Source organism: Streptomyces noursei (assembly GCF_016917755.1).
In the GTDB taxonomy this organism is placed as follows: domain Bacteria; phylum Actinomycetota; class Actinomycetes; order Streptomycetales; family Streptomycetaceae; genus Streptomyces; species Streptomyces yunnanensis.
Genome location: NZ_CP070326.1, coordinates 8,351,615 through 8,370,567, shown reverse-complemented (window position 1 = coordinate 8,370,567; position 18,953 = coordinate 8,351,615). Strand labels below are relative to the sequence as shown.

At 69.7% G+C, this 18,953-nt stretch carries 20 protein-coding genes and 3 pseudogenes; 15 read left to right on the top strand and 8 right to left on the bottom strand.

Annotation, left to right across the window (positions count from 1 at the left end; translation table 11 throughout):
* Positions 1 to 6: 6 nt before the first annotated feature.
* Both JNO44_RS36295 and JNO44_RS36290 read right to left on the bottom strand, forming a co-directional pair.
* A complete protein-coding gene (locus JNO44_RS36295) occupies positions 7 to 369 on the bottom strand; it encodes a hypothetical protein (RefSeq protein ID WP_205368290.1) in 363 nt (120 codons plus the stop codon).
* 124 nt (positions 370 to 493) lie between these two features.
* A complete protein-coding gene (locus JNO44_RS36290) occupies positions 494 to 1,153 on the bottom strand; it encodes a DUF4097 family beta strand repeat-containing protein (protein ID WP_205368289.1) in 660 nt (219 codons plus the stop codon).
* A 277-nt stretch (positions 1,154 to 1,430) separates the two neighbouring features.
* Here JNO44_RS36290 and JNO44_RS36285 point away from each other — a divergent pair, with 277 nt between their 5' ends.
* The gene (locus tag JNO44_RS36285) at positions 1,431 to 2,216 is read left to right on the top strand and encodes a GbsR/MarR family transcriptional regulator (protein WP_205368288.1); all 786 of its coding nucleotides are present in this window, start codon (positions 1,431 to 1,433) and stop codon (positions 2,214 to 2,216) included.
* Between the two features lie 207 nt (positions 2,217 to 2,423).
* Here the strand turns inward: JNO44_RS36285 and JNO44_RS36280 are convergent, their stop codons facing one another.
* Positions 2,424 to 2,606 (bottom strand): hypothetical protein, encoded by a 183-nt coding sequence (locus JNO44_RS36280; protein WP_205368286.1) that lies wholly within the window; start codon positions 2,604 to 2,606, stop codon positions 2,424 to 2,426.
* A gap of 54 nt (positions 2,607 to 2,660) precedes the next feature.
* Positions 2,661 to 3,134 carry a MarR family winged helix-turn-helix transcriptional regulator gene (locus JNO44_RS36275; protein WP_240167825.1) on the bottom strand — a complete coding sequence of 158 codons (474 nt, stop codon included), beginning with the start codon at positions 3,132 to 3,134 and terminating at the stop codon, positions 2,661 to 2,663.
* Between the two features lie 130 nt (positions 3,135 to 3,264).
* Here JNO44_RS36275 and JNO44_RS36270 point away from each other — a divergent pair, with 130 nt between their 5' ends.
* Positions 3,265 to 3,555 (top strand): hypothetical protein, encoded by a 291-nt coding sequence (locus tag JNO44_RS36270; protein WP_205368282.1) that lies wholly within the window; start codon positions 3,265 to 3,267, stop codon positions 3,553 to 3,555.
* 500 nt (positions 3,556 to 4,055) lie between these two features.
* Positions 4,056 to 4,874: an SDR family oxidoreductase gene (locus JNO44_RS36265; protein WP_205368280.1), complete on the top strand. Its 819-nt coding sequence runs from the start codon at positions 4,056 to 4,058 to the stop codon at positions 4,872 to 4,874.
* 133 nt (positions 4,875 to 5,007) lie between these two features.
* On the opposite strand, the gene JNO44_RS36260 is transcribed toward JNO44_RS36265, so the two are convergent.
* Positions 5,008 to 5,904: a LysR family transcriptional regulator gene (locus JNO44_RS36260; protein ID WP_205368278.1), complete on the bottom strand. Its 897-nt coding sequence runs from the start codon at positions 5,902 to 5,904 to the stop codon at positions 5,008 to 5,010.
* A gap of 116 nt (positions 5,905 to 6,020) precedes the next feature.
* Here JNO44_RS36260 and JNO44_RS36255 point away from each other — a divergent pair, with 116 nt between their 5' ends.
* The 5 genes and pseudogenes from JNO44_RS36255 to JNO44_RS36235 all read left to right on the top strand — a co-directional run bounded on the left by JNO44_RS36255 (position 6,021) and on the right by JNO44_RS36235 (position 10,271).
* A complete protein-coding gene (locus JNO44_RS36255) occupies positions 6,021 to 6,668 on the top strand; it encodes a class I SAM-dependent methyltransferase (RefSeq protein WP_205368276.1) in 648 nt (215 codons plus the stop codon).
* A gap of 232 nt (positions 6,669 to 6,900) precedes the next feature.
* Entirely contained in the window at positions 6,901 to 8,022 is a 1,122-nt protein-coding gene (locus JNO44_RS36250) for a serine hydrolase domain-containing protein (protein ID WP_205368275.1), read from the top strand.
* A gap of 168 nt (positions 8,023 to 8,190) precedes the next feature.
* Positions 8,191 to 8,310: pseudogene (locus JNO44_RS36245) on the top strand (MerR family transcriptional regulator); the annotation flags it as partial.
* A 74-nt stretch (positions 8,311 to 8,384) separates the two neighbouring features.
* Positions 8,385 to 9,571 (top strand): IS3 family transposase gene (locus JNO44_RS36240; RefSeq protein ID WP_420882600.1). Its coding sequence is split into 2 segments (ribosomal slippage): positions 8,385 to 8,658 and positions 8,658 to 9,571, totalling 1,188 coding nucleotides; the frame shifts between segments, so codons are not numbered across the junction.
* Positions 9,572 to 9,647: 76 nt separating this feature from the next.
* Positions 9,648 to 10,271: a MerR family transcriptional regulator gene (locus JNO44_RS36235; RefSeq protein ID WP_240167824.1), complete on the top strand. Its 624-nt coding sequence runs from the start codon at positions 9,648 to 9,650 to the stop codon at positions 10,269 to 10,271.
* A 76-nt stretch (positions 10,272 to 10,347) separates the two neighbouring features.
* Here the strand turns inward: JNO44_RS36235 and JNO44_RS36230 are convergent, their stop codons facing one another.
* On the bottom strand, positions 10,348 to 11,250 hold the full coding sequence (locus JNO44_RS36230; RefSeq protein WP_205368274.1) for a LysR family transcriptional regulator: 903 nt from the start codon (positions 11,248 to 11,250) through the stop codon (positions 10,348 to 10,350).
* 70 nt (positions 11,251 to 11,320) lie between these two features.
* Here JNO44_RS36230 and JNO44_RS36225 point away from each other — a divergent pair, with 70 nt between their 5' ends.
* The 4 genes from JNO44_RS36225 to JNO44_RS36210 all read left to right on the top strand — a co-directional run bounded on the left by JNO44_RS36225 (position 11,321) and on the right by JNO44_RS36210 (position 15,117).
* Positions 11,321 to 12,274, top strand: a complete 954-nt coding sequence (locus JNO44_RS36225; RefSeq protein ID WP_205371157.1) for an NAD-dependent epimerase/dehydratase family protein — start codon at positions 11,321 to 11,323, stop codon at positions 12,272 to 12,274.
* Between the two features lie 56 nt (positions 12,275 to 12,330).
* On the top strand, positions 12,331 to 13,215 hold the full coding sequence (locus tag JNO44_RS36220) for an aldo/keto reductase (protein ID WP_205368273.1): 885 nt from the start codon (positions 12,331 to 12,333) through the stop codon (positions 13,213 to 13,215).
* Positions 13,216 to 13,459: 244 nt separating this feature from the next.
* Positions 13,460 to 14,209, top strand: coding sequence for a MerR family transcriptional regulator (locus tag JNO44_RS36215; protein WP_205368272.1), 750 nt, complete (start codon positions 13,460 to 13,462; stop codon positions 14,207 to 14,209).
* A gap of 137 nt (positions 14,210 to 14,346) precedes the next feature.
* Positions 14,347 to 15,117 carry a hypothetical protein gene (locus JNO44_RS36210; protein WP_240167823.1) on the top strand — a complete coding sequence of 257 codons (771 nt, stop codon included), beginning with the start codon at positions 14,347 to 14,349 and terminating at the stop codon, positions 15,115 to 15,117.
* A gap of 399 nt (positions 15,118 to 15,516) precedes the next feature.
* Here JNO44_RS36210 and JNO44_RS36205 read toward each other — a convergent pair whose 3' ends face one another.
* The gene (locus tag JNO44_RS36205) at positions 15,517 to 15,927 is read right to left on the bottom strand and encodes a hypothetical protein (protein WP_205368271.1); all 411 of its coding nucleotides are present in this window, start codon (positions 15,925 to 15,927) and stop codon (positions 15,517 to 15,519) included.
* A gap of 26 nt (positions 15,928 to 15,953) precedes the next feature.
* Here JNO44_RS36205 and JNO44_RS36200 point away from each other — a divergent pair, with 26 nt between their 5' ends.
* The 3 genes and pseudogenes from JNO44_RS36200 to JNO44_RS36190 all read left to right on the top strand — a co-directional run.
* Positions 15,954 to 16,358 (top strand): hypothetical protein, encoded by a 405-nt coding sequence (locus JNO44_RS36200; RefSeq protein ID WP_205368270.1) that lies wholly within the window; start codon positions 15,954 to 15,956, stop codon positions 16,356 to 16,358.
* Positions 16,359 to 16,448: 90 nt separating this feature from the next.
* Positions 16,449 to 17,219, top strand: coding sequence for a hypothetical protein (locus tag JNO44_RS36195; RefSeq protein ID WP_205371145.1), 771 nt, complete (start codon positions 16,449 to 16,451; stop codon positions 17,217 to 17,219).
* 718 nt (positions 17,220 to 17,937) lie between these two features.
* Positions 17,938 to 18,117, top strand: a pseudogene (locus JNO44_RS36190) (helix-turn-helix domain-containing protein); the annotation flags it as partial.
* A gap of 150 nt (positions 18,118 to 18,267) precedes the next feature.
* Here the strand turns inward: JNO44_RS36190 and JNO44_RS36185 are convergent.
* Positions 18,268 to 18,715, bottom strand: a pseudogene (locus JNO44_RS36185) (carboxymuconolactone decarboxylase family protein).
* Positions 18,716 to 18,953 lie beyond the last annotated feature (238 nt).

Genomic DNA, 18,953 nt, shown 5'->3' with positions numbered 1-18,953 from the left:
GCCGGATCAGGCGCTGCGGGCTGTGGGGTGGCGGCGGAAGGCCGGTCGCGTCAGCAGCCAGACCCAGGTGGCTGCCGGCAGCGGGCGTATGTGTTCGGCGGCGCAGTGGGTGGCGCCCGGCACGAGCCACACCGTGGTGCCCGGCCGGTCGGCCCGCCGATGTCCACCGCCGCGTCGACCACGCCTTGTATGGCCAGTTCGACCGCCCAGTGGCCGCCGAAGCTCAGGCCCAGGTAGGCCACGGGGCGCCCGGGTGCCGGCGTCGACGGCCAGCGCCCGGGAGACGGTCGGGGCGGGAATGCCCCAGGCGGCGAACTGCCGGGCGCGTTCGTCGAAGAGCTCGGCGGGAGCGATGTCGAAGGTGAACATCGCCCCAGAGCGTGCGCCATCCCCAGTCTCCACAACTCGCATGGGACGGTCCGTGGCGCCCTCAGGGCTGGACGGTCCGGCCCAGGGTGGCCCTTGCGCCGAACGCGGGGGAGGGAGGGGCGGGTCAGAGGCTTCGGGCGGTGATGTCGCCGTTGGGGGTGGTGGCGGTGATGTCGAGTTCGGTGGTGCCGTTGTTCTTGAGGGCGTTGTTGATGCGGCCGTGGCTGGTGCTGGCGTCCAGAGCGGCGGAGACGCCGGCGGCGGCGCCGATGGTGATGTCCCCGGAGTGGGTGTGGAGGGTGACCTTGCCGCCGGTGGCCTCGGTGATACGGATGTCGCCGTGGGCGGTGCTGACGTCCGCCGGGCCGCACCGGCCGACCTCGACGTCGCCGTCGATCGCGGTGAGGCGGATGCTGGCGGCTTCGTCCAACTTGATCTGGCGGTACGCGCCTTCGAAGACGACATCGCCGAGGCGGCCGACGGTGCGCAGTTCGGTGCTGGCCGTCTTGGCCTCGATGCCGGAACCTGCGGGCAGTTTGACCGTCACCTCGACGGATCCGGAGGGACCGAAGTACTGGTCCTTCGCCGAACTCGCGATCCGCAGAACTCCGTCGGCGTATTCCACCGTGGTCTGCTCCGCCGCCTTCACGTCGCGGCTCTTCGAAGCGTTCACGGGCAGGATCTCGACGGTGGTGTCGGCGCGGTCCGCGGCGATGAACTGGACGCGTCCCGCGGGGATGTTCAGGACGGCGGAGATCGGGGCGGGGGTGTTGTACTTCTGCATCGTGCTCTCCCTGGTGCTTACGGCTCGACTGCCGACGGCTTGCTGTTTCCTTATGATGGAAACGCTACGTTGCTTTCTTGGTAGCGGCAATGGCGGTTTTGCTTCCAGGCGGCATTCATGCAGGTGAAAGCGGAGTAATCATTGCAACGCCTTCTCGCTTAATGCAACGATAGAGCGATTGGTCGTTGCAATATGTTGAAGGTGAACGCTATGGTGACGGTGTAACGGAACATCGAGCAGCCCCACGGAGCATCCGTGGGGCACGAAGGGGGTCGTGATGCCGGGAGGCAGGCTCACCCAGACCGAACGCCAGCAGATCGCAACGGGACTGGCGGACGGCCTGGCCTACGCCGAGATCGCCCGCCGTCTCGACCGGCCGACCTCCACGATCACGCGTGAGGTGATGCGCAACGGCGGACCCGCCGGCTACCGCGCCGACCTGGCCCACCGCGCCACCCAGCAGCGCACCCACGGACGCAGGCAGGCCGTACCCCGAGGATCACAGACGTCCCCGCAGGCATACGGACGCGACGCCGAGGCCGTGCGCGACTACCAAGAGGCCCTCACCACCGTCTACATGGTCTCGGGCCTGCCCAAGATGATGGCCCGGGTGCTGGGTTGCCTGTACACCACCGACACCGGCAGCCTCACCGCCTCCGAACTCGCCCAGCGCCTCCAGGTCAGCCCGGCGTCGATCTCCAAGGCGATCACCTTCCTGGAGAGTCAGGACCTCGTTCGCCGGGAACGGGACGAACGGCACCGCCGCGAGCGCTACGTCGTCGATGACGACCTCTGGTACCAGGCGATGATCCGCAGTGCCCGGGCCAACGACCAGTTCATCGAGATCGCACGGCAGGGCGTCGGCATCCTGGGCCGCGGCACCCCGGCCGCCACCCGCCTGGAGAATGCCGCCCGCTTCCTCGACTTCGTCAGCGAAGGACTCATCCGCGCCGCGGAGCAGGGTCGCGAAGTCCTCTACGCCAGAACCGAATCGACCCCGGACGGCACCGCCGAGCCGAGTTCAGACGACGGACGAGCCACCGCCCCGACGCCCGCACCATGAGGCGAAGCTGACCGTGCAGCCGCGGGCTTTCCCTCCGCCGGTCGGGTTCCCCACGCGGGCCGGGAAAGCCAGCGCGGCCGGGCGCCCGGGCGGCCCGCCTGCTCGCTGCGTCCAGTCCCTTGTCGTGCGTGAGTGGGGCTGGGGCAATGCTCGGGAGGGTCCGGCCGTGGCGCCCGGCCGTACGTCAGGGCCGCGCTGCCGAATGGATCAGGTCGGGAAGTAGTCGCTCAGTACGCAGCCGTCGACGAGTGCCTTCTCCGTCCGATGGCCGCTCGGCGGCGAGAAGTCCGGGGCGCAGGTCAGGAAGGCGAGCCCGGAAGGGGAGAGAGCCTCGATCTGGTCGTCGCCGACGGGGGCGTCTCTTTCCGTACCTGCGGCAACGCCTCCCATCGGCCCTCGAAGAACTCCGCATCGCCCGCCGCGAGGCGGAGTTGGTGACCCGCATCAGTGCGAACGGTCCGCCTCGCCCTGGGCGAGCGACTCCGTCAGACGCTCCAGGCGCATGGCGAAGGCGTCAGCCTCGCCTGAAGGCCACGTCGCCATCTCCTCCGCCAGGAAGGACTCCAACGCCCCGCGCAACGCCGTGACCGCCCGCTCGCCCTCAACGGTGAGGGCCAACCTGGTTGCGCGGGCGTCAGCGGGGTCGGGGCGACGGGCGACCAGCCCGGCCTCCTGCAGCCTGGTCGCGTAACGGGTGGTGACGGTGCGGTCCATCCCGATCGCCTCGGCCAGCTTGGTGGCGGTGACGGGACCCACGCGGGCGAGCCCGGACAACACCGGGTAGGTCGTGGCGTCCACGCCCTCCACTTTGGAGGTCAACCGGCCGTAGAGCCCGGCACGGGTGGCCCGCAGGGTCAGTGCCCCGATGGCTGCGGCCACGCGGGCGGCGGACGTGCTGTCACGTGTCGTTTCGCTCACCCCTCGATGATACGTGCAAAAAGCACGGAGTCCTGCTACCGTCAATTGCGTGCAGAAAGCACGTGCATCAAGCACGCAAATGCCCGAACACGCCAGCGCACGCCAACGTGCAACCACGCAAAGGACAGTCATGTCGCATTCGTCTTCCCGCCCGCACCAGCCCGCCGTGCGCCCCGAAGATGTCCTGCCCGAGGGCATCGACTCGACCGCGATCAACGGGCTGACCGTCCGCAAGGGTTCGGTGGCCGCATTCGTCGCCAACGCCGTACGGCTGGACGACCTCACCGAGGGCACCCCCGAGTACGCAGCCCTCGTCACGCAGATGCGGGAACTCGCTCCCGCCTTGCGCACCATCGGCCTCCTCGACGTCTTCCGGCCTCGCTCCCCGGCAGTGGAGCGGATCCTCGCCGAGGCCGCGTAACGCGGCGCGTGCAGCCGACGGCCGCCCGGCGCCCGGGGAAGCGAAGAATGCGAACCCGGGCGCCGAACCGCCGAGCGGTGCATGGTGAAACCGCGTGGTGCTCGAACTCCCGGCTGCTGCACAGGGCGTCGGCGTCCGTCTCGTCCGACGGTGCCTGAAACGAGAAACGCACTGTCCGGTGATGCGCCCTCTGCGGAGCCCCTCGATGCCAGGCCGCCGGTGTTGCCGCCGCTCCGGCCGCGGGGTGCGGCCGGCTCGCCCACCAGCCCCTCTGCGTCCAGCTCGGCTCCCTGACGGAGGTTCCGGGACGCCATAGGGATTCCCTATGGCCTCTGCTGACATTTCGTCTTTGCCTCTCGTTCTCCTCCGGACCTACCGTGAAATGGCTCGACGGCTCGACGAGTTGCTCATCGCGATATCTCCGAATTTTCGCGCTCTGTGCACGTGGGTTCCACTTTTCCCGTCGAGCGGACAACGACGCGATGGAAAGGGCCGGTGGTATGGCTACGAATGAGAACGGATCGGGAAAGCGGGAACTGGAGGGAAAGCGGGCGCTGGTGACGGGTGGTTCTCGCGGAATCGGAGCGGCCGTCGTGCGCCGACTCCTGGAGGCGGGTGCCGAGGTGCTCACGACTGCCAGGTCGGCGTCGAGCACGGTGCCGGAGGGGGCCACCTTCGTAGAGGCCGACGTGCGGACCCGGGCTGGAGCGGAGGCGCTCGCCGCGGCCGCGCAGGAGATGCTCGGCGGGGTGGACGTCCTGGTCCACAACGCGGGCGGGGCGCGGCCGCACAAGGGCAGTTCGGCCATCCCCGATGAGGAGTGGCAGGAGGCGCTGGACCTGAACTTCCTGGCGTCGGTACGGCTGGACTCGTTGCTGACACCGGGGATGCGGGAACGGCGTTCGGGGATGATCGTGCATGTTTCCTCGGCCGTGGTCCCCGCGCCGGTAGCGCCGTTCCTGCACTACACGGCGGCGAAGGCGGCGCTGGAGAACTACAGCCGGGGACTGGCCTTGGAGTTGGCCCCGTTCGGGATCAGGGTCAACACCGTCTCTCCCGGCAGAACCGCCACCCCCGGCGGCGAAGAGACGCGGGAGCAGTGGGCTCGCCTGGACGCGCCGCCCGACCAGAACAACACCGTGGCACCGGACCAGAAAGACACCGCGGCGGCGAACCAGGACAACAGCACCGTGCCGCTGGGGCGTGATGGCCAGCCCGACGACATCGCCCACGCGGTGCTGTTCCTCGTGTCCGAGCAGGCGAGCTGGCTGACCGGGAGCAATCTCGTCGTCGACGGCGGTGAATTCCACAGAGGTTGATGTCGACAGCGTTCCGGCGTTCCGGCGTTCCGAACTTTCGGTCTTCCGGCATCTCGGTGTTTCAGTATTCCGGTACTCCGGGACGTCATTTTCGACGAGGGGAATTCATGCCCGCCCGCTTTCTTCGCAGCCGTCAGGACGCAGGTGAGAAGAGAGCGGACTCGGACCAGGTCTCCTGACGGAGGAGTTCGAGCAAGGCCATCTCCGCCGGGCCCGGGCCGGGCCGTACCACGGCGAGGACGGGCTGGGACACGGCCGGGAACACAGGGCGCACAAGGTGCTCGTGACCGTGGGGCACCGCAGAGGCCGGGACGAGCGTCACTCCCAGCCCGTGGGCGGCCCAGCGCACGGCCGTCGCCGTCTGGGACACGCGGGCGACCGTGGTCGGGGTCAGATCGTTGTTGCGCAGCGCGTCCAGCAGCACGCCGTCGAGCGCGCTGTCGCGGTCGAACCTCACCCACGGTTCTCCCTCCAGTTCGCGCAGCTGGACCCGGTCCGCGGCGAGCTGCCGGTGTCCGGCGCCCAACACCACGACGAACTCCTCGTCGCCGAGGTGGTGGGCGTCGGCGGGGCTCTGCTCGCATGCCGCCATCAGGGCGAGGTCCAGCGCTCCGCGGCGCCCCAGCCGATCCAACTCGGCGGAGCCGGGCTCCTCGAAGACGGTCACCTCCAGCCGCGGGAAACGGCGACGCAACGCGCTCAGCGCGCCTGGCAGCTGCCGTGTGCCAAAGCCCAACTGCACCGCGACCGTCAGCTCGCCCACCAGCTCATCGGCACCGGACCGCGCCGTCGCCCTCGCCCGCCGCGCCGCACTCACCGCGACCTCGGCGTCCCGCAGGAACGCGCGGCCGACCACGGTGGGCACCAGTCCGCTCGGTGTGCGGGCGAAGAGTTGCACGCCGAGGTCCCGCTCCAGGCCGCGGATCTGCTGGGACACCGATGGTTGAGCAACGTGCAGCAGTTCCGCCGCTGCGGTCACCGAGCCCTGCTCGGCAACGGCCAGGGCGTACTCGAACTGACGAAGACTCATCGGCTCCCGTCCCTCTCTGCGGTGCACCGCGGTCCATCCTGGTGTGATCGTTGTAATAGCCGGTAACCCAGTTCCGCCGGCGGAGATTCCCGATGTCAGGAACTACTGTGGCAAGCATGGTCGAACACGATGCCCTCACTGCCACCCGCGACGCCTACGACGCCGCCGCCCCTCTGTATGCGCAGCTCTTCCACGGCGAGCTGAATGACAGGCCGCTGGACCGCGCGATCTTGAGTGCCTTCGCCGAGGTCGTACGCGCGGGTGGCGACGGTCAGGTCGCGGACCTGGGGTGCGGAACCGGCCATATCACCGCCCATCTGGAGGAGTTGGGGCTGGCGGTGTTCGGGATTGATGCCTCTCCTGAGATGATCAAGCAGGCTCGACACGCCTATCCCGGGCTACGGTTCGAGGTGGGCTCGATGGCCGCGGTGAACGTCGCCGACGGCGAGCTGGGCGGCGTACTCTCGCGTTGGTCCATCATCCACACTCCACCGCAGGAACTCCCCGCCATCTTGGCGGAGTTCCGTCGCGTGCTGGCACCTGGCGGCCACCTTCTGATCGGCTTCTCGGCGAGCGATGGTCCGTCTCACCCGACTCAGGTCTTCGATCACGCAGTCGCGCCGGCCTATCGGTGGTCGCCGGATCACCTTGCCGCGATGCTGCGCACGTTCGAGTTGGCCGAGGTGGCCCGGATGGTGCGCGAGCCGCAGCCCACCGACCGACGGCAGTTCCAGGAAGTTCAACTGCTCGCCCGCAAAGCCTAGGCAGGGGCTGTCTGGCCCGGCGCGGGACCGCGTCGAAGCGGAGAGTCGTCGGAATCGGTGGAGGGTAGGGGGGCCGGGACAGACGGGGCGGCGTCCTGCTCCCGAAACCGTTCCAACCTCCAAGGCGACCGACTGTGAGCCAGCGCACGGTTGAGGTTGACCTTGGGGCAGGGTGAAAGCTCGTCGCAGCGGCCCGAGGACGACCCGGGCGCAACGGCTGTGAAGGAGCAACATGTCCATCATCCCTTCCGACCAGGGGCAGAATCGCCCGGAGCTGCAGAAGGCGATCGAGGAGATCGTCGAAACCGGTTTCCTCGGGGTGCAGCTGCGGGTGAACGACGAGCAAGGGGAGTGGGTCGGCAGCGCCGGGGCGCGCGAGCTGGGCCAGAGCGGCAAGCCGCTGACCAACGGGCACTTCCGCACCGGCAGCACCACCAAGAACTTCGTTGCGACCTTGGTGCTCCTGCTGGTGGCGGAGGGCAGGATCGGCCTGGACGCCCCGGCCGATGGCTATCTGCCCGAGTTCGGCCTGGACCGGCGGATCACGGTACGGATGCTGCTGCAGCACACCAGCGGGATCTTCAACCACACCGGCGAGCTCTACGAGGACGGGACGATCGTGCCGGGAGTCCCCTGGCAGGGCAAGGAGTGGGTGGACAACCGATTCCACACCTACCCGCCCGAAGAGTTGGTGCGGCTGTCGTTGTCCAAGCCGGCACGGTTTGCGCCGGGGACGGGCTGGAGCTACGCCAACACCAACTACGTGCTGGCCCGCCTGGTGATCGAGAAGGTCACCGGCCGTGCGTTCGCCGAGGAGCTGCAGCGGCTGATCCTGGGGCCGTTGCGGATGACCGGCACCGTGGCGCCGGGCACCTCGCCGGAGATCCCCGAGCCCCACAACCACAGCTACTACCGCTATGAGGATGCCGGGCGGGAGAAGACGGTCGATGTCACCCGTCACAACCCCTCCTGGGTTTCGGCCGGCGGCGACATGATCTCGACCACTCAGGATCTGCACACGTACTTCTCCGCACTGATGGGCGGCAGGCTCCTGCCGGCCGAGCTGCTGACCGAGATGCGTACGCCGGAGGCAACCGTCGGCTACGGCCTGGGGGTGTTCGCGCAGGACACGGGCCCGGGTGGCGGCACCGTCTTCCACCACAACGGCGCCACCATGGGCTCGGTGGCGCTGATGTACAGCACACCCGACGGCAGCAAGACCCTGACCGCCGGGCTGACCTGTGTGGACGACGCCGACCTGTCCATGGCGCCAGCGTTCCACAAAGCCCAACAACGGCTCGTCAACGAGGTGTTCTGCGGCGGGCAGGGCGATCCGGGCCAGCCGGCGACTTGAACACCTGGGGTGCGTAAGCTTCGAGAGCCGACGCCTTTCCGTCGGGCAACAGGCAGAACGCGAACCGCGGCCACGCCGAGCCGGGTGAACTCGGCGTGGCCCGTCCCTCCATATGCTCGGCCGAGGTGTGCCTGGCCGCCGAGCCCGAGCGCAAGGCAGGCTGAGCAGATGATGAGCGGAGTCACGATCGGGCAGGCGGCGGCGTTCGTCGGCGTCACGGTGAAGACGGTGCGGCACTACCACAAGCTCGGCCTGGTCGAGGAGCCGGAACGCGACAGCTCCGGATATTGAACTGAACCGGATTTTGTAGCGGCCCTGAAGCCAGGCATGATCGCCTCGGCAGATGGGAGAACGCAGGTCCGATGCCCGCACCACGGAAGTACCCCGACGAGCTGCGCGAGCGAGCCGTCCGCGAAGTCCAGACCTCAGGCCGTCCGGTCGCTCACGTGGCCCGTGACCTCGGTATCCACAAGGAAGCCCTGCGTGGCTGGGTCCGCCAGGCCGAGGCCGACCAGGGCAGCCGGTCCGACCTGCTGACCACGGCCGAGCGGACTGAGCTGGCCCAACTCCGCAAAGAGATAGCCGAGTTGCGACGGGCGAACGAGATCCTGAAGGCCGCCAGCGTGTTTTTCGCGAAGGAGCTCGACCAGCCCCGCACGAGGCCGACGCGGTGATCAACCACCTCCGCGACGACTTCGGGGTCGAGCCCGTATGCCGGGAACTGGACCTGTCGGTCTCGGCATACAACGCCCGCCGCAAGCGCCCGATGTCCGCCCGGCGCCAGCGCGACGCACACCTCACCGAACGCATCCGCCGTATCCACGCTGCTTCCGGCGAGACTTACGGAGCCAGACGCATCCACCGCCAGCTGGGGCGCGAGGGCATCGCCGCGGCCCGCTGCACCATCGAGCGGCTGATGCGCGAGGACGGCCTGGAAGGCGTGATCCGCGGGCAGCGGCGCCGCACCACCATCCCCGAGCCGTCCGCTCCCAGACCGCCGGACCTGGTCAACCGGCACTTCACCGCCCACCGCCCCAACCAGCTCTGGGTCGCCGACCTCACCTACATCCGCACCTGGTCGGGCTGGGTCTACGTCGCCTTCGTCCTGGACGTGTACTCGCGGATGATCGTCGGATGGCAGCTTGCCACCCACATGCGCACCGATCTTCCACTGGACGCCCTGGAGATGGCCCTGTGGCGGCGCGGGATCAAGAAGGGCTCGGGTCTCATTCATCACAGCGACCGCGGTTCGCAATACGTGTCCATCCGCTACGGCGAACGGCTCATCGAGGCCGGCGCGACCGCGTCCGTCGGCTCCGTCGCCGACAGCTATGACAACGCCATGGCCGAGGCCCTCAACGGCACCTTCAAGGCCGAACTGATCGAACACCAAGGGCCCTGGCACGACGCTGGCCAGGTCGAACGCGCTGTCGTCCAGTGGGTCGGCTGGTACAACACCGAGCGCCTTCACTCCGCCCTCGATTACCTTCCACCCGAGGAATTCGAGGCCCACTACTACCGATCCCAGGCGAACCCCAACGCCGCCTGAAAACACGCAAACCGGCCGCTACGAAACTCGGGGCAGCTCATATCGGCGGTACGGATCGGACGAGCTGCTCCGGCTGGTGCAGGTCCGGACGCTGGCCGCCGCCGGGGTGCCGCTGGCCGAGACCGGGCCCCTGCTCGACGCCGACGCCGCGCAGTTCGCCGCCACCCTCGTCGACGTCAAGCAACAACTCACCGCAAAAATCGAGGAGTTGACGGCTCGGCGGGACGCTCTGCAGCAGCTCGCCGACGGTGACCGGGCCCTGTTGCCCGACCGCGCCTGCGCGATCCTGGACCGGATGCCCGGCCTCGGCTTCAGTCCCGACTACGTGGCCGCGCAACGCGAGGCCCTGGTGCTGGCCCGGGCGCTGGTGCCGGCGGGCTTCGACGGCTTCCTGACCCAGCTGGAAAACTGGCTCGACGACCCCGAGTGCATCGACCTGACCAAGCGTGGTTGGGAGGCCGAGACCTGGGAACCGGACGATCCGAGGATCGAAGAACTGGCGACCGCCATGGCCGACCACTACCTCGCCAACCCCACACTGTTGGGGAGTCCCACCAGCCTGCAGGCATGGAGCAAGGCTTCCACCCAGTACCGGCTGATCAACAACCACCGCGGGGACCAGGCACCGATCGCAGCCCGGCTGACCGCGCTCACCGAGGCCAAACTGCGCTCCGCAGGCGTACCCATCCCACGCCAATGACCTGAGCCTTGCGGCACATTGTGCTTCAGCGGGCGCCCGTACAGGGCACCTCCGTGATCCGCCGCGGTGCACTCGTCTACTGATGTGTCGCCTGCTCGCGGAGGGCCTGGATGAACGCCGTGACGTGCGGGCGGTCGCGAGCGCGGTCGAGCGTGACAACGCCGATGTGCCGGGTCGGAGCCGGCGGTTCGATGGGGACGGCGTGCAGGCCCGGCACCGTCGGGACGAGCGCGATGGAAGGGACCAGGGAGATCCCCATTCCCGCGGCGACGAGCGAGCGGGCGAAGAAGTAGTCGGTGGTGGTGCTGCGTACGTCCGGTGCGAAGCCTGCGCGCTCGGCGTAACGGCGCAGGTAGGCATCGGTCTTCAGGCATCCGAGTACCCAGGGCTCGGCTGCCAGCTCGGCGATGTCGAGCGATGCGCGGTCGGCGAATCGATGCCCCTCCGGCATCACGACGTGCAAGGGATCTTCCAGGAGCGCGGTCCACTGCAGGCGGGAGCTCGGGCCCGGCCCCACGGGCAGCGGGCCGTCGAAGCGGTAGGCGAGAGCGAGGTCGACTGCGCCTTGGCGAACAAGGGGCAAGGTGCTCTCGGGCTCGCCCTCCCTGACGTGGAGCACGGTATGGGGATGGGCTGCCATGAACCGGGGGAGCGCGCCGGGCAGTAGGTGCCTGCCGCCGCTGGTGAAGGTGGCGACGGTGAGCTGTACGCGGCCCGTGCTGAGCCGCTCGACCTGCTGCTTCGCCTGTTCGAGCTCGGCGGTGACGGACTCGGCGGCCCCGACCATGATCTGGCCGGCCTGGGTGAGGGTGACGCCGCGTGTGCTGCGTGCCACGACCTGGGCGCCGAGGCTGCGTTCCAACACCGCTATGTGCTGGGAGACGGCGGAAGGAGTGAGGCGGAGAGCCGTGGCCGCCTGGCTGAAGCTGCCGTGGTCCGCCACCGCCCGCAGGATGCGGAGCCGCTGCACATCAATCAACAGTATTCCTTAAGGCGTTTCCAGTAAGTCACCACTTCTGCTGATGACGATAGGCATCCAGGGTGGGGGCATGCAAAGGATCTGCGTCATCGGCGGAAGCCGGTACTTCGGAAAGCTCCTGGTCGAGCGACTGCAGGCCACCGGTCACCGGGTCACCGTGATCAACCGCGGCTCCACCGGGACGCCCGCCGGCGTCGAGCACCTGGTTGTCGACCGCAACGACGAGGCGTCTCTCATCGCCGCGCTCGGCTCTCGCACCTTCGACGTCGTTGTCGATCAGGTCTGTTACACCCCCGTACAGGCCGCGATCGCCGCCCGCGCCTTCACCGGCCGCACCCGGCGCTACGTCATGACCTCCACGATCGAGGTCTACGACCCGGCGACCGCCGCGCTGCCGGCCGTGCCGGCGGGCACCCCGGTGCCGGAGGAGAGCGTGGATCCGGCCACCTGGCTGGCGGCCATGGACCTGCCCTGGCACGACGAGGCATACCTGGAGGCCCACTACGCCGAGGGCAAGCGCCAGGCCGAGGCCGTCCTCACCCGCGCCGGCAGCTTCGCGTTCGCCTCCGTGCGCAGCGCGCACGTGCTCGGCGGCGGCGCGCGGGAGTTCACCGGCCGGCTGGCGCACTTCGTCGAGCACATCTGCCAGGGCACAGAGATCACGGTGCACGAGAACGCGCTGCCGACGGTGTTCATCCACCACGAGGAGCTGGCGGACCTGCTGCTGTGGGCGGCCACCGCCACCGACTTCACCGGCCCGGTCAACGCCTGCTCCGACGGCCTGCTCGACGTACGCGACCTCGCCGCGATCGTCGCCGCACAGGCCGGCCGGGAACCCGTCTACCGGGTGGTCGCCGCGGGCGAGACGGCTTCGCCGTTCTCCTACGACCACCACTACGCCATGAGCAACACCCGCGCGAAGGAACTGGGTTTCGCCTTCTCCCGCGCCATCGACTGGCTGCCCGGCGCCGTCGACGAAACCCTCACCGCATCCGCCACCCCGCCACCACTGCCATCCAGGTAACCCCCGCCACCTCTGCCATCCCAGCAACCCCCGCCACCTAAGGATCACGAACCGCCATGCAGCACCGCACCATTGGAGACACCACCGTCAGCGCCGTCGGCCTGGGCGCCATGCCGCTGTCCATCGAGCACCGCCCGGACGAGCAGCGGGCCATCGCCACCGTCCACGCCGCCCTCGACGCCGGCGTCACGCTCATCGACACCGCCGACAGCTACCACTGGCACGCCGACGAGGTGGGCCACAACGAGCTGCTGATCGCCCGCGCCCTGGCCCGCTACGGCGGCGACACCTCCGGCGTCCTGATCGCCACCAAGGGCGGTCGCGGCCGGCCCGGCGACGGCAGCTGGACCGTCAACGGCGCCCCGGAACACCTCAAGCACGCAGCCGAAGCCTCCGCCAGGCGGCTGGGCGTCGACGCCATCGGCCTGTACCAGTTGCACAAGCCGGACCCGGCCGTGCCCTGGGCCGAGTCCGTCGGTGCCCTGCGCGAACTCCTCGACGCCGGCACGATCCGCGCCGCCGGCATCTCCAACGTCACCACCGCCCAGATCCGCCAGGCGCACGCAATCCTCGGCGCCGAACTCGCCTCCGTTCAGAACCAGTACTCGCCCGCCGTCCTCGACAGTGAGCCGCAGCTACGGCTGAGCACCGAACTGGGCCTGGCGTTCCTGCCCTGGAGCCCCCTCGGCGGCATCTCCCGCAGCTCCCTCGACGGCCCCTCCGGACCGACCTCCACGGGCACCACTTTCCACCGCGTCGCGGCCGAGCACGGCGTCAGCCCGCAGCAGATCGCCCTGGCCTGGCTGCTCGCCCGCTCCCCAGTCGTGATCCCGGTGCCGGGAGCCAGTCGCCCCGCCTCCATCACCGACTCGGCCCACGCCGCGCAACTCATGCTGAGCGAGGCGGAGCTGACGCAGCTTGACCACGCGCTGCCGAACTGAGCCAGGTCAGGGCGCCGTCGCTGAGCTCTTCGGCCGATCCGACGGGTCCGACTGGCTGTGGCATGCGGCGTGGGTACTCCCCGTCGATGGAGGACTGGTAGTGCTCGCACAGCCTGGTCAGTTCCGTGCGGGTGGCCTGGCTGATCGGCAGGCGTTCCAGTTCGCAGGGGTAGTCGTACAGGCTGTCCGTGTCGTACCGGGCCGCCCTTGACCTTGTCGCGACGTCAGGGTTTCTACTGAACTCATGCGAATCGGCGAGATCGCCGCCCTCGTCGGGGTCACCCCTCGGGCCGTGCGGCACTACCACCATCTCGGGCTGCTGCCCGAGCCCCCACGGCGGGCCAACAGCTACCGCGAGTACGGCTTCCGGGACGCCGTCCTGCTCGCCCGGATCCGGCGGCTGACCGAGCTGGGACTCGGGCTCGACGAGGTCCGGGACGCCCTCGCGGACGACGAGGGGCGGGAGCTGGTGGAGATCCTGGAGGAGTTGGACGAGGACCTCGGGCGCCAGGAGGTGGCCATCCGGGATCGGCGGGTGCGGCTCGCCACGCTGCTGGCCGAGGCGCGAGCCGGGCGGCTGACCGCCGACGGGCCGGTGTCGCCGGAACTCACCAGGGTGTTGGCGGACCTCGGCGACCTGCCGGACTCCCCGATGGCCGTGAAGGACCGGGAAGTCCTGGCCCTCATCGACACCGTGATCCCCGAGGCGGAGCGAGCCCGGCTGATGGGGGCGCTGCGCGGAATGGCGGAGGGCGCGGGCGAGGTGTACGGCCTCCTGGACGCCCTCGCCGACGCGCAGCCGGACGACCCACGGGTGACCCGCGCCGCGGCGGCGCTGGCGGCCCTGCTGCCGGACGAGTTGGGGGTGCAGCTGCCCGCCGAGGGCGCCGACGGTCTGGCGGACGTCTTCTTCGCGGACCTGGCCCCGGCCCAGTCGGCGGCGGTCCGCCAGGCGGTCCGCCTCGTAGCGGAACGACGAGAGGGAACGCCATGACGGCTCCGTGCCCCCAGACGTCCCGGTCTCAGTCTCAGTCTCAGTCTCACTCCCGGTCCCGGCCTGCCGCCCCGCCGCGGGGGCGGGTCCTGCGCGGGCTGCGCGCCGTCGCGTACGCAGCGCTGCCCGCCGAGGTCGTGCTCGCCGCCTGTCTGATCGGCGGGGTGCGGCTACCCGGCGCCGTCCTGCTCGGTGCCGAACTGCTCATGCTGTTGTTGCTCGGTGCCGAGGTGTTCGTCTGGCTGCGGCTGCGGCGGCGTGGGCTCTCCCGACGGGAGACGCTCGCGGAACTCGTGCCCGAACCCGTGCTGCGTGTCGCCGGGCACGAGCTGCGGCTGATGACGAGCCTGGCCCGGTGGGTCGCCCGCCGCCCGCACGGCATCAACGGGGCCGACGCGGTCTTCCCGCACGCCCGCGACCAGGCCGCCCAGATGTACGGCTTCGCGTTCGTCTGCGTCGTCGAGACCGTCGGCATGTCGTTCCTGCTCGCCAACCGGCCCGTCATCCACGCCGTGGTCCTCGTCCTGGACGTCTACACCGTCCTCTTCGTCCTCGGTCTGCAGGCGGCCTCCGCAACCCGGCCGCACGTGCTCGCCGACGGCGTCCTGCGCGTTCGCCAGGCGGCCCACGTCGACGTCCGCGTGCCGCTCGACCGGATCGTCTCCGTCCGGCGCGAAATGTTGTTCACCCACCAGAAGGCGGACGGCGAGCTGAACCTGGACGTCGGCTCGCAGACCTCCGTCACCCTCGAACTGGCGGAGCCCGTCGACGCGCCGCGACTGTTCGGCGCGCCCCGCCCCGTACGGCTGATCAGGCTGCACGCGGACGACCCGAAGGCCCTCCACGACGCCGTCACCCACTCCCGAACCGCACCTTCGCCCGTCCCGGCCCCGCCTGCGTCGGCCTGACGCGGAGCAGCTCCCCGAGCGTCCGGGCCTGGTGGAGGCCATGAGCCTGTCCGCGAGGCCCCACGTGAGGGGAAGGGGCCGTCGGGCCGTAGATCCTATGGCCGAGGGTGGAGGCCGCTCGTCGTCGGCTTCGGCCGGAAGATTGATCGACTGATTGATCGGCCCGGTTCCTCTGTCTGGCGACCTCGGACTGGGGTTCGCCTTCCCGGGTGCCTTGCCCTCTTCGGCACCGCTGATCCCCGCAGGCGGACGATACCCGCAGGCGGACGCTGCCCGTGACCTGCGTCTTCGCCGGTCAAGCCTTGATCGCCGACGCGGTGACGATGTTCTTCCAGGGCCTGCACAGCGACTGCCTGCCCTGGCCCGCGAGGAGGCCAGGGTGGCGCCATGGCGAGGCGGTCAGCGTGTGCGTTTGGGGGCTCGGGGCCTCGGGCGGCCGGGCCAGCGGACCCAGCGCAGCGCCTCGGCCTCCTCCGGCGGCAGCAGGCCCGCGCCGATGAGCGCGGCCCGGCCTGCCTGTTCCGCACCGATCCGGTAGGCGCTCGCCCAGGAGTCCGTCTCGTGGAAGTAGCCGTCTGTGAGAAGTACCGCTGCCGATACACCGCCGAGCCCCTGAGCCAGGCCCTCCCGGATCGCCGGGAGGAATTCGACCGGCAGCCGCTGCTCGGACACGGCGCTGAGCAGTTCCAGTTCGCCTTCGCTGCCCGGAGGTTCGAAGTCCGCGACGAAGCGTGCGAACGGCCCGCAGCCGCCGCGGTTCATCAGCACGCAGACGCTCACGCCTCGCACGGGGAGGGGAAGGACGGTCATGGGGCCACCGTAGCGACGCTGCGATCGTGCGAGTACAGCCGGGCCTGACGCTCCACCAGACGCTCAGGCGCCTCAACGCCGGGTTCGATTCCGATGCCGACCTGCCGCAACCTCGACTTAACGACGGACAGCGGGCCGAGTGGGGGCGCATCGTGGACCGGGTGTCGCGGGAGCTCGGACCGGTCGAGTCTGAGGAGTACCTGTACTGCTCGGGTCCGGCGGCATTGGAGGTGATGGAACTGGCCTACCGCATCGCCCGCATCGTCGAGGAAGAAGCCATCGAGGAAGAAAGCCATCTGACCGGCCATGACTTCGAGGTGGGCCAGTTTGTGGACCTGTGGACCTGTGGACCTGTGGACCTGTGGACCTGTGGACCTGTGGACCTGTGGACGTGTGGAGTGTCGGTGTCTCCAGCGTCGCGTCGTCGTTGACGGGCTGTGACGGACGACAGGCAGGACCACGGACTGATCCACGGGCTGGACTACAGACTGAGCCACAGACTGAACCACGGGTTGTTGGATGTGGCGGGACGGTGGCAGACGGCCGCCGGGGAGAGTGGGCGGCTGCCGCTCACGGTTGCGTTGGCGGCGTTCGTCGGGGCGTTCCTGGTCACCCGGGTGATCACACGCATGATCCGGGCCGGGCGGGGGCCGTTTCGCAATGTGCGGCCCGGCGGGCTGCACATCCACCATGTGGTGCCGGGCGTGGTCCTGACCGTCGTCGGGGGGTTCTGGGCGGTCGGGGTGTCCGGGGAGGGCGTGGCGCGGTGCCTGGCCGCCGGTGTCTTCGGTGCGGGGGCCGGTCTCGTCCTGGACGAGTTCGCGCTGATCCTGCACCTGCAGGACGTGTACTGGTCGCGGGAGGGACGTGCCTCCATCGAGGCGATCACGCTCACCGTGGCCGCGGTCGCCGCGGTTCTTTCGGGGTTCAGTCCGCTGGGCGTCGACTCGTTCGGCGACCTCGCGACTGCCGGGCGCGGCACCTGGATCGCGGTGATCGTGGCCGATGTGCTGTGTGCGGCGGTGGCGTTCGCCAAGGGGAAGATGCGGCTGGGGGTGCTCGGCCTGTTCGTCCCGGTGCTCGGCCTCGTCGCCGCCATCCGGCTGGCCAGGCCCGGTTCGCCCTGGGCAGCCCGCCGTTACCGCGACCGCCCGGCCGCGCTGGCGCGCGCCGAACGACGCACCGCTGCCCACGACGCCCGCTGGCGGCGCCTGCGCACCTGGTTCCAGGACACGATCGCCGGAGCACCGACGCACACACCGGACGACGACAACGACCGGCCGGATCGCTGACGGGGGTGTCTGTCACCGGGAAGGGGGGGTGGGGCAGCGGGCCGCGGATTGCGTGCGAACCAGCGGGCGATGGGTTCCCTCGTGACGCCGTGCAGGATGACGCTCAGCAGCACGGTCGCGCACGTCAGGTTGAAGGCGAACACGGCCTCGCCCAAGGGGAGTTGGATGTAGGCGAGGATCGGCGCGTACGTCAGGAACGGCAGAGTCAGGCTGGTCAGGCGCAGCCCGGCGGGCCCGGCCCAGCCGGCCTCCAGGCAACGCCGTACGAGAAAGGCGGCCAGGACACCCACGGCAGAGCCGACGAGCACCGCGAACACCGCCCCCTTGAGGGCGTTGAGCACCAGGTCCGTGAAGGAGTCGCCCTTGGTGTTGGTGAGGTCGGCCACGCAGAACACGAAGAGCGGGGAGATCAGCCCGTCGTTGAAGCCGCCCTGATGCCGTCCTCGGCGGGGGCACGATGAGGTGGGTCAGGCCGCTGCCGTCCACCCGGACCCGGCTGATCCGGTGGCCCTCACGGTCGCCCCAGTAGAGCGTGCCGGTGCCGTCGCCGGTCAGCTGCTTGCCGGTCGTCATCGCGCCGGTCGGGACCACGTCGCGCCGGGGGCCGCCGTCCAGGCAACGAGGCCGCACAGCCGGGGCGCTCCGGCGGGTGTGGTCGAGGCCCAGTGGACACCCGAGGGCGTAGGTCTATTCAATAGATGATTGCTCCGTGAACGACATGTTGGGCGATATCAACCTGTCGCGTCGACTGCTGGGACAGTTCCGGGCGGTGGCGCAGGAGAAGCACTTCGGCCGGGCCGCCGAGCGGCTCGGCATGAGCCAGCCGCCGCTCAGCCAGTCGATCCAGCGCCTGGAGCGCGCGGTGGGTGTGCGCCTGCCGGACCGCGGCCCGGGCGGTGGGAGATGCAGGTGCAAGGCCGGCCAGGCGCTCCAGTAGAAGGCCCCTTCCTCGCGCGAGGAAGGGGCCTTCGTCGTTGGGAACCGCGCCTACGCCTCCGATGGGCCGGGCCAGCCGCCACTGCTTGGCGACGGCTTCGAGCGGTGCTGGTCACCAGGTGGTGCCGGCGGGTTCCTCGATGGTGGTGTTGATGCGGTTGAAGAAGTTGGTGAGGGCGATCATCAGGATGATGGCGGAGAGCTGTTCCTCGTTGAAGTGGTCTGCGGCGTGGTCCCAGATCGCGTCGGGGACGGCCTTGCCGGTGTGGTCGGCGATTCGGGTGGCGGCTTCGGTCAGGGCGAGGGCGGCGCGTTCCTCGTCGGTGAAGAACCGGGGCCTCGTGCCAGGCGGCCACGGCGTGGAGGCGTTCGTCGGTTTCGCCGTGCTTCTTCGCGCCGTTCACGCCGGCGAATACGCAGGCACTGCAGCCGTTGATCTGGCTGGCGCGCAGGTGGACCAGTTCCAGGATCTGCGGGTCGACGCCGCCTTGGTACATGGCCTTGTAGATGTTCTGGATGCCTTTCATGGCGTCCGGCAGGACCATGGCGGGGTTCTTCATCCGGGCAGTGGTCGTCGCGGTGGTGGTTGCAGTGGTGGTCGTGGTGTTGGTTGCGGTGTTCATTCGGTGCTCTCCTCGCGGTCGCGATCGGTTGGTGTCTGTCACTGGACCGACGGATCCCGACGCGGGGGTGTGACAGCCGAGCGAAGAAAACTTTCCGGCCGACCGGAGCCGGGCGCGAGGCCGGGCGGAGCGGCCGGACTGAGGAGCTGTCGGCCGACCGTGCCCGACGGGGGCA

Bases quoted from the DNA above. Each gene is read 5' to 3' on its own strand.
- JNO44_RS36295 (WP_205368290.1), bottom strand. From the start codon at position 369: ATGTTCACCTTCGACATCGCTCCCGCCGAGCTCTTCGACGAACGCGCC.
- JNO44_RS36290 (WP_205368289.1), bottom strand. From the start codon at position 1,153: ATGCAGAAGTACAACACCCCCGCCCCGATCTCCGCCGTCCTGAACATC.
- JNO44_RS36285 (WP_205368288.1), top strand. From the start codon at position 1,431: ATGCCGGGAGGCAGGCTCACCCAGACCGAACGCCAGCAGATCGCAACG.
- JNO44_RS36280 (WP_205368286.1), bottom strand. From the start codon at position 2,606: ATGGGAGGCGTTGCCGCAGGTACGGAAAGAGACGCCCCCGTCGGCGAC.
- JNO44_RS36270 (WP_205368282.1), top strand. From the start codon at position 3,265: ATGTCGCATTCGTCTTCCCGCCCGCACCAGCCCGCCGTGCGCCCCGAA.
- JNO44_RS36265 (WP_205368280.1), top strand. From the start codon at position 4,056: ATGGCTACGAATGAGAACGGATCGGGAAAGCGGGAACTGGAGGGAAAG.
- JNO44_RS36260 (WP_205368278.1), bottom strand. From the start codon at position 5,904: ATGAGTCTTCGTCAGTTCGAGTACGCCCTGGCCGTTGCCGAGCAGGGC.
- JNO44_RS36255 (WP_205368276.1), top strand. From the start codon at position 6,021: ATGGTCGAACACGATGCCCTCACTGCCACCCGCGACGCCTACGACGCC.
- JNO44_RS36250 (WP_205368275.1), top strand. From the start codon at position 6,901: ATGTCCATCATCCCTTCCGACCAGGGGCAGAATCGCCCGGAGCTGCAG.
- JNO44_RS36225 (WP_205371157.1), top strand. From the start codon at position 11,321: ATGCAAAGGATCTGCGTCATCGGCGGAAGCCGGTACTTCGGAAAGCTC.
- JNO44_RS36220 (WP_205368273.1), top strand. From the start codon at position 12,331: ATGCAGCACCGCACCATTGGAGACACCACCGTCAGCGCCGTCGGCCTG.
- JNO44_RS36215 (WP_205368272.1), top strand. From the start codon at position 13,460: ATGCGAATCGGCGAGATCGCCGCCCTCGTCGGGGTCACCCCTCGGGCC.
- JNO44_RS36205 (WP_205368271.1), bottom strand. From the start codon at position 15,927: ATGACCGTCCTTCCCCTCCCCGTGCGAGGCGTGAGCGTCTGCGTGCTG.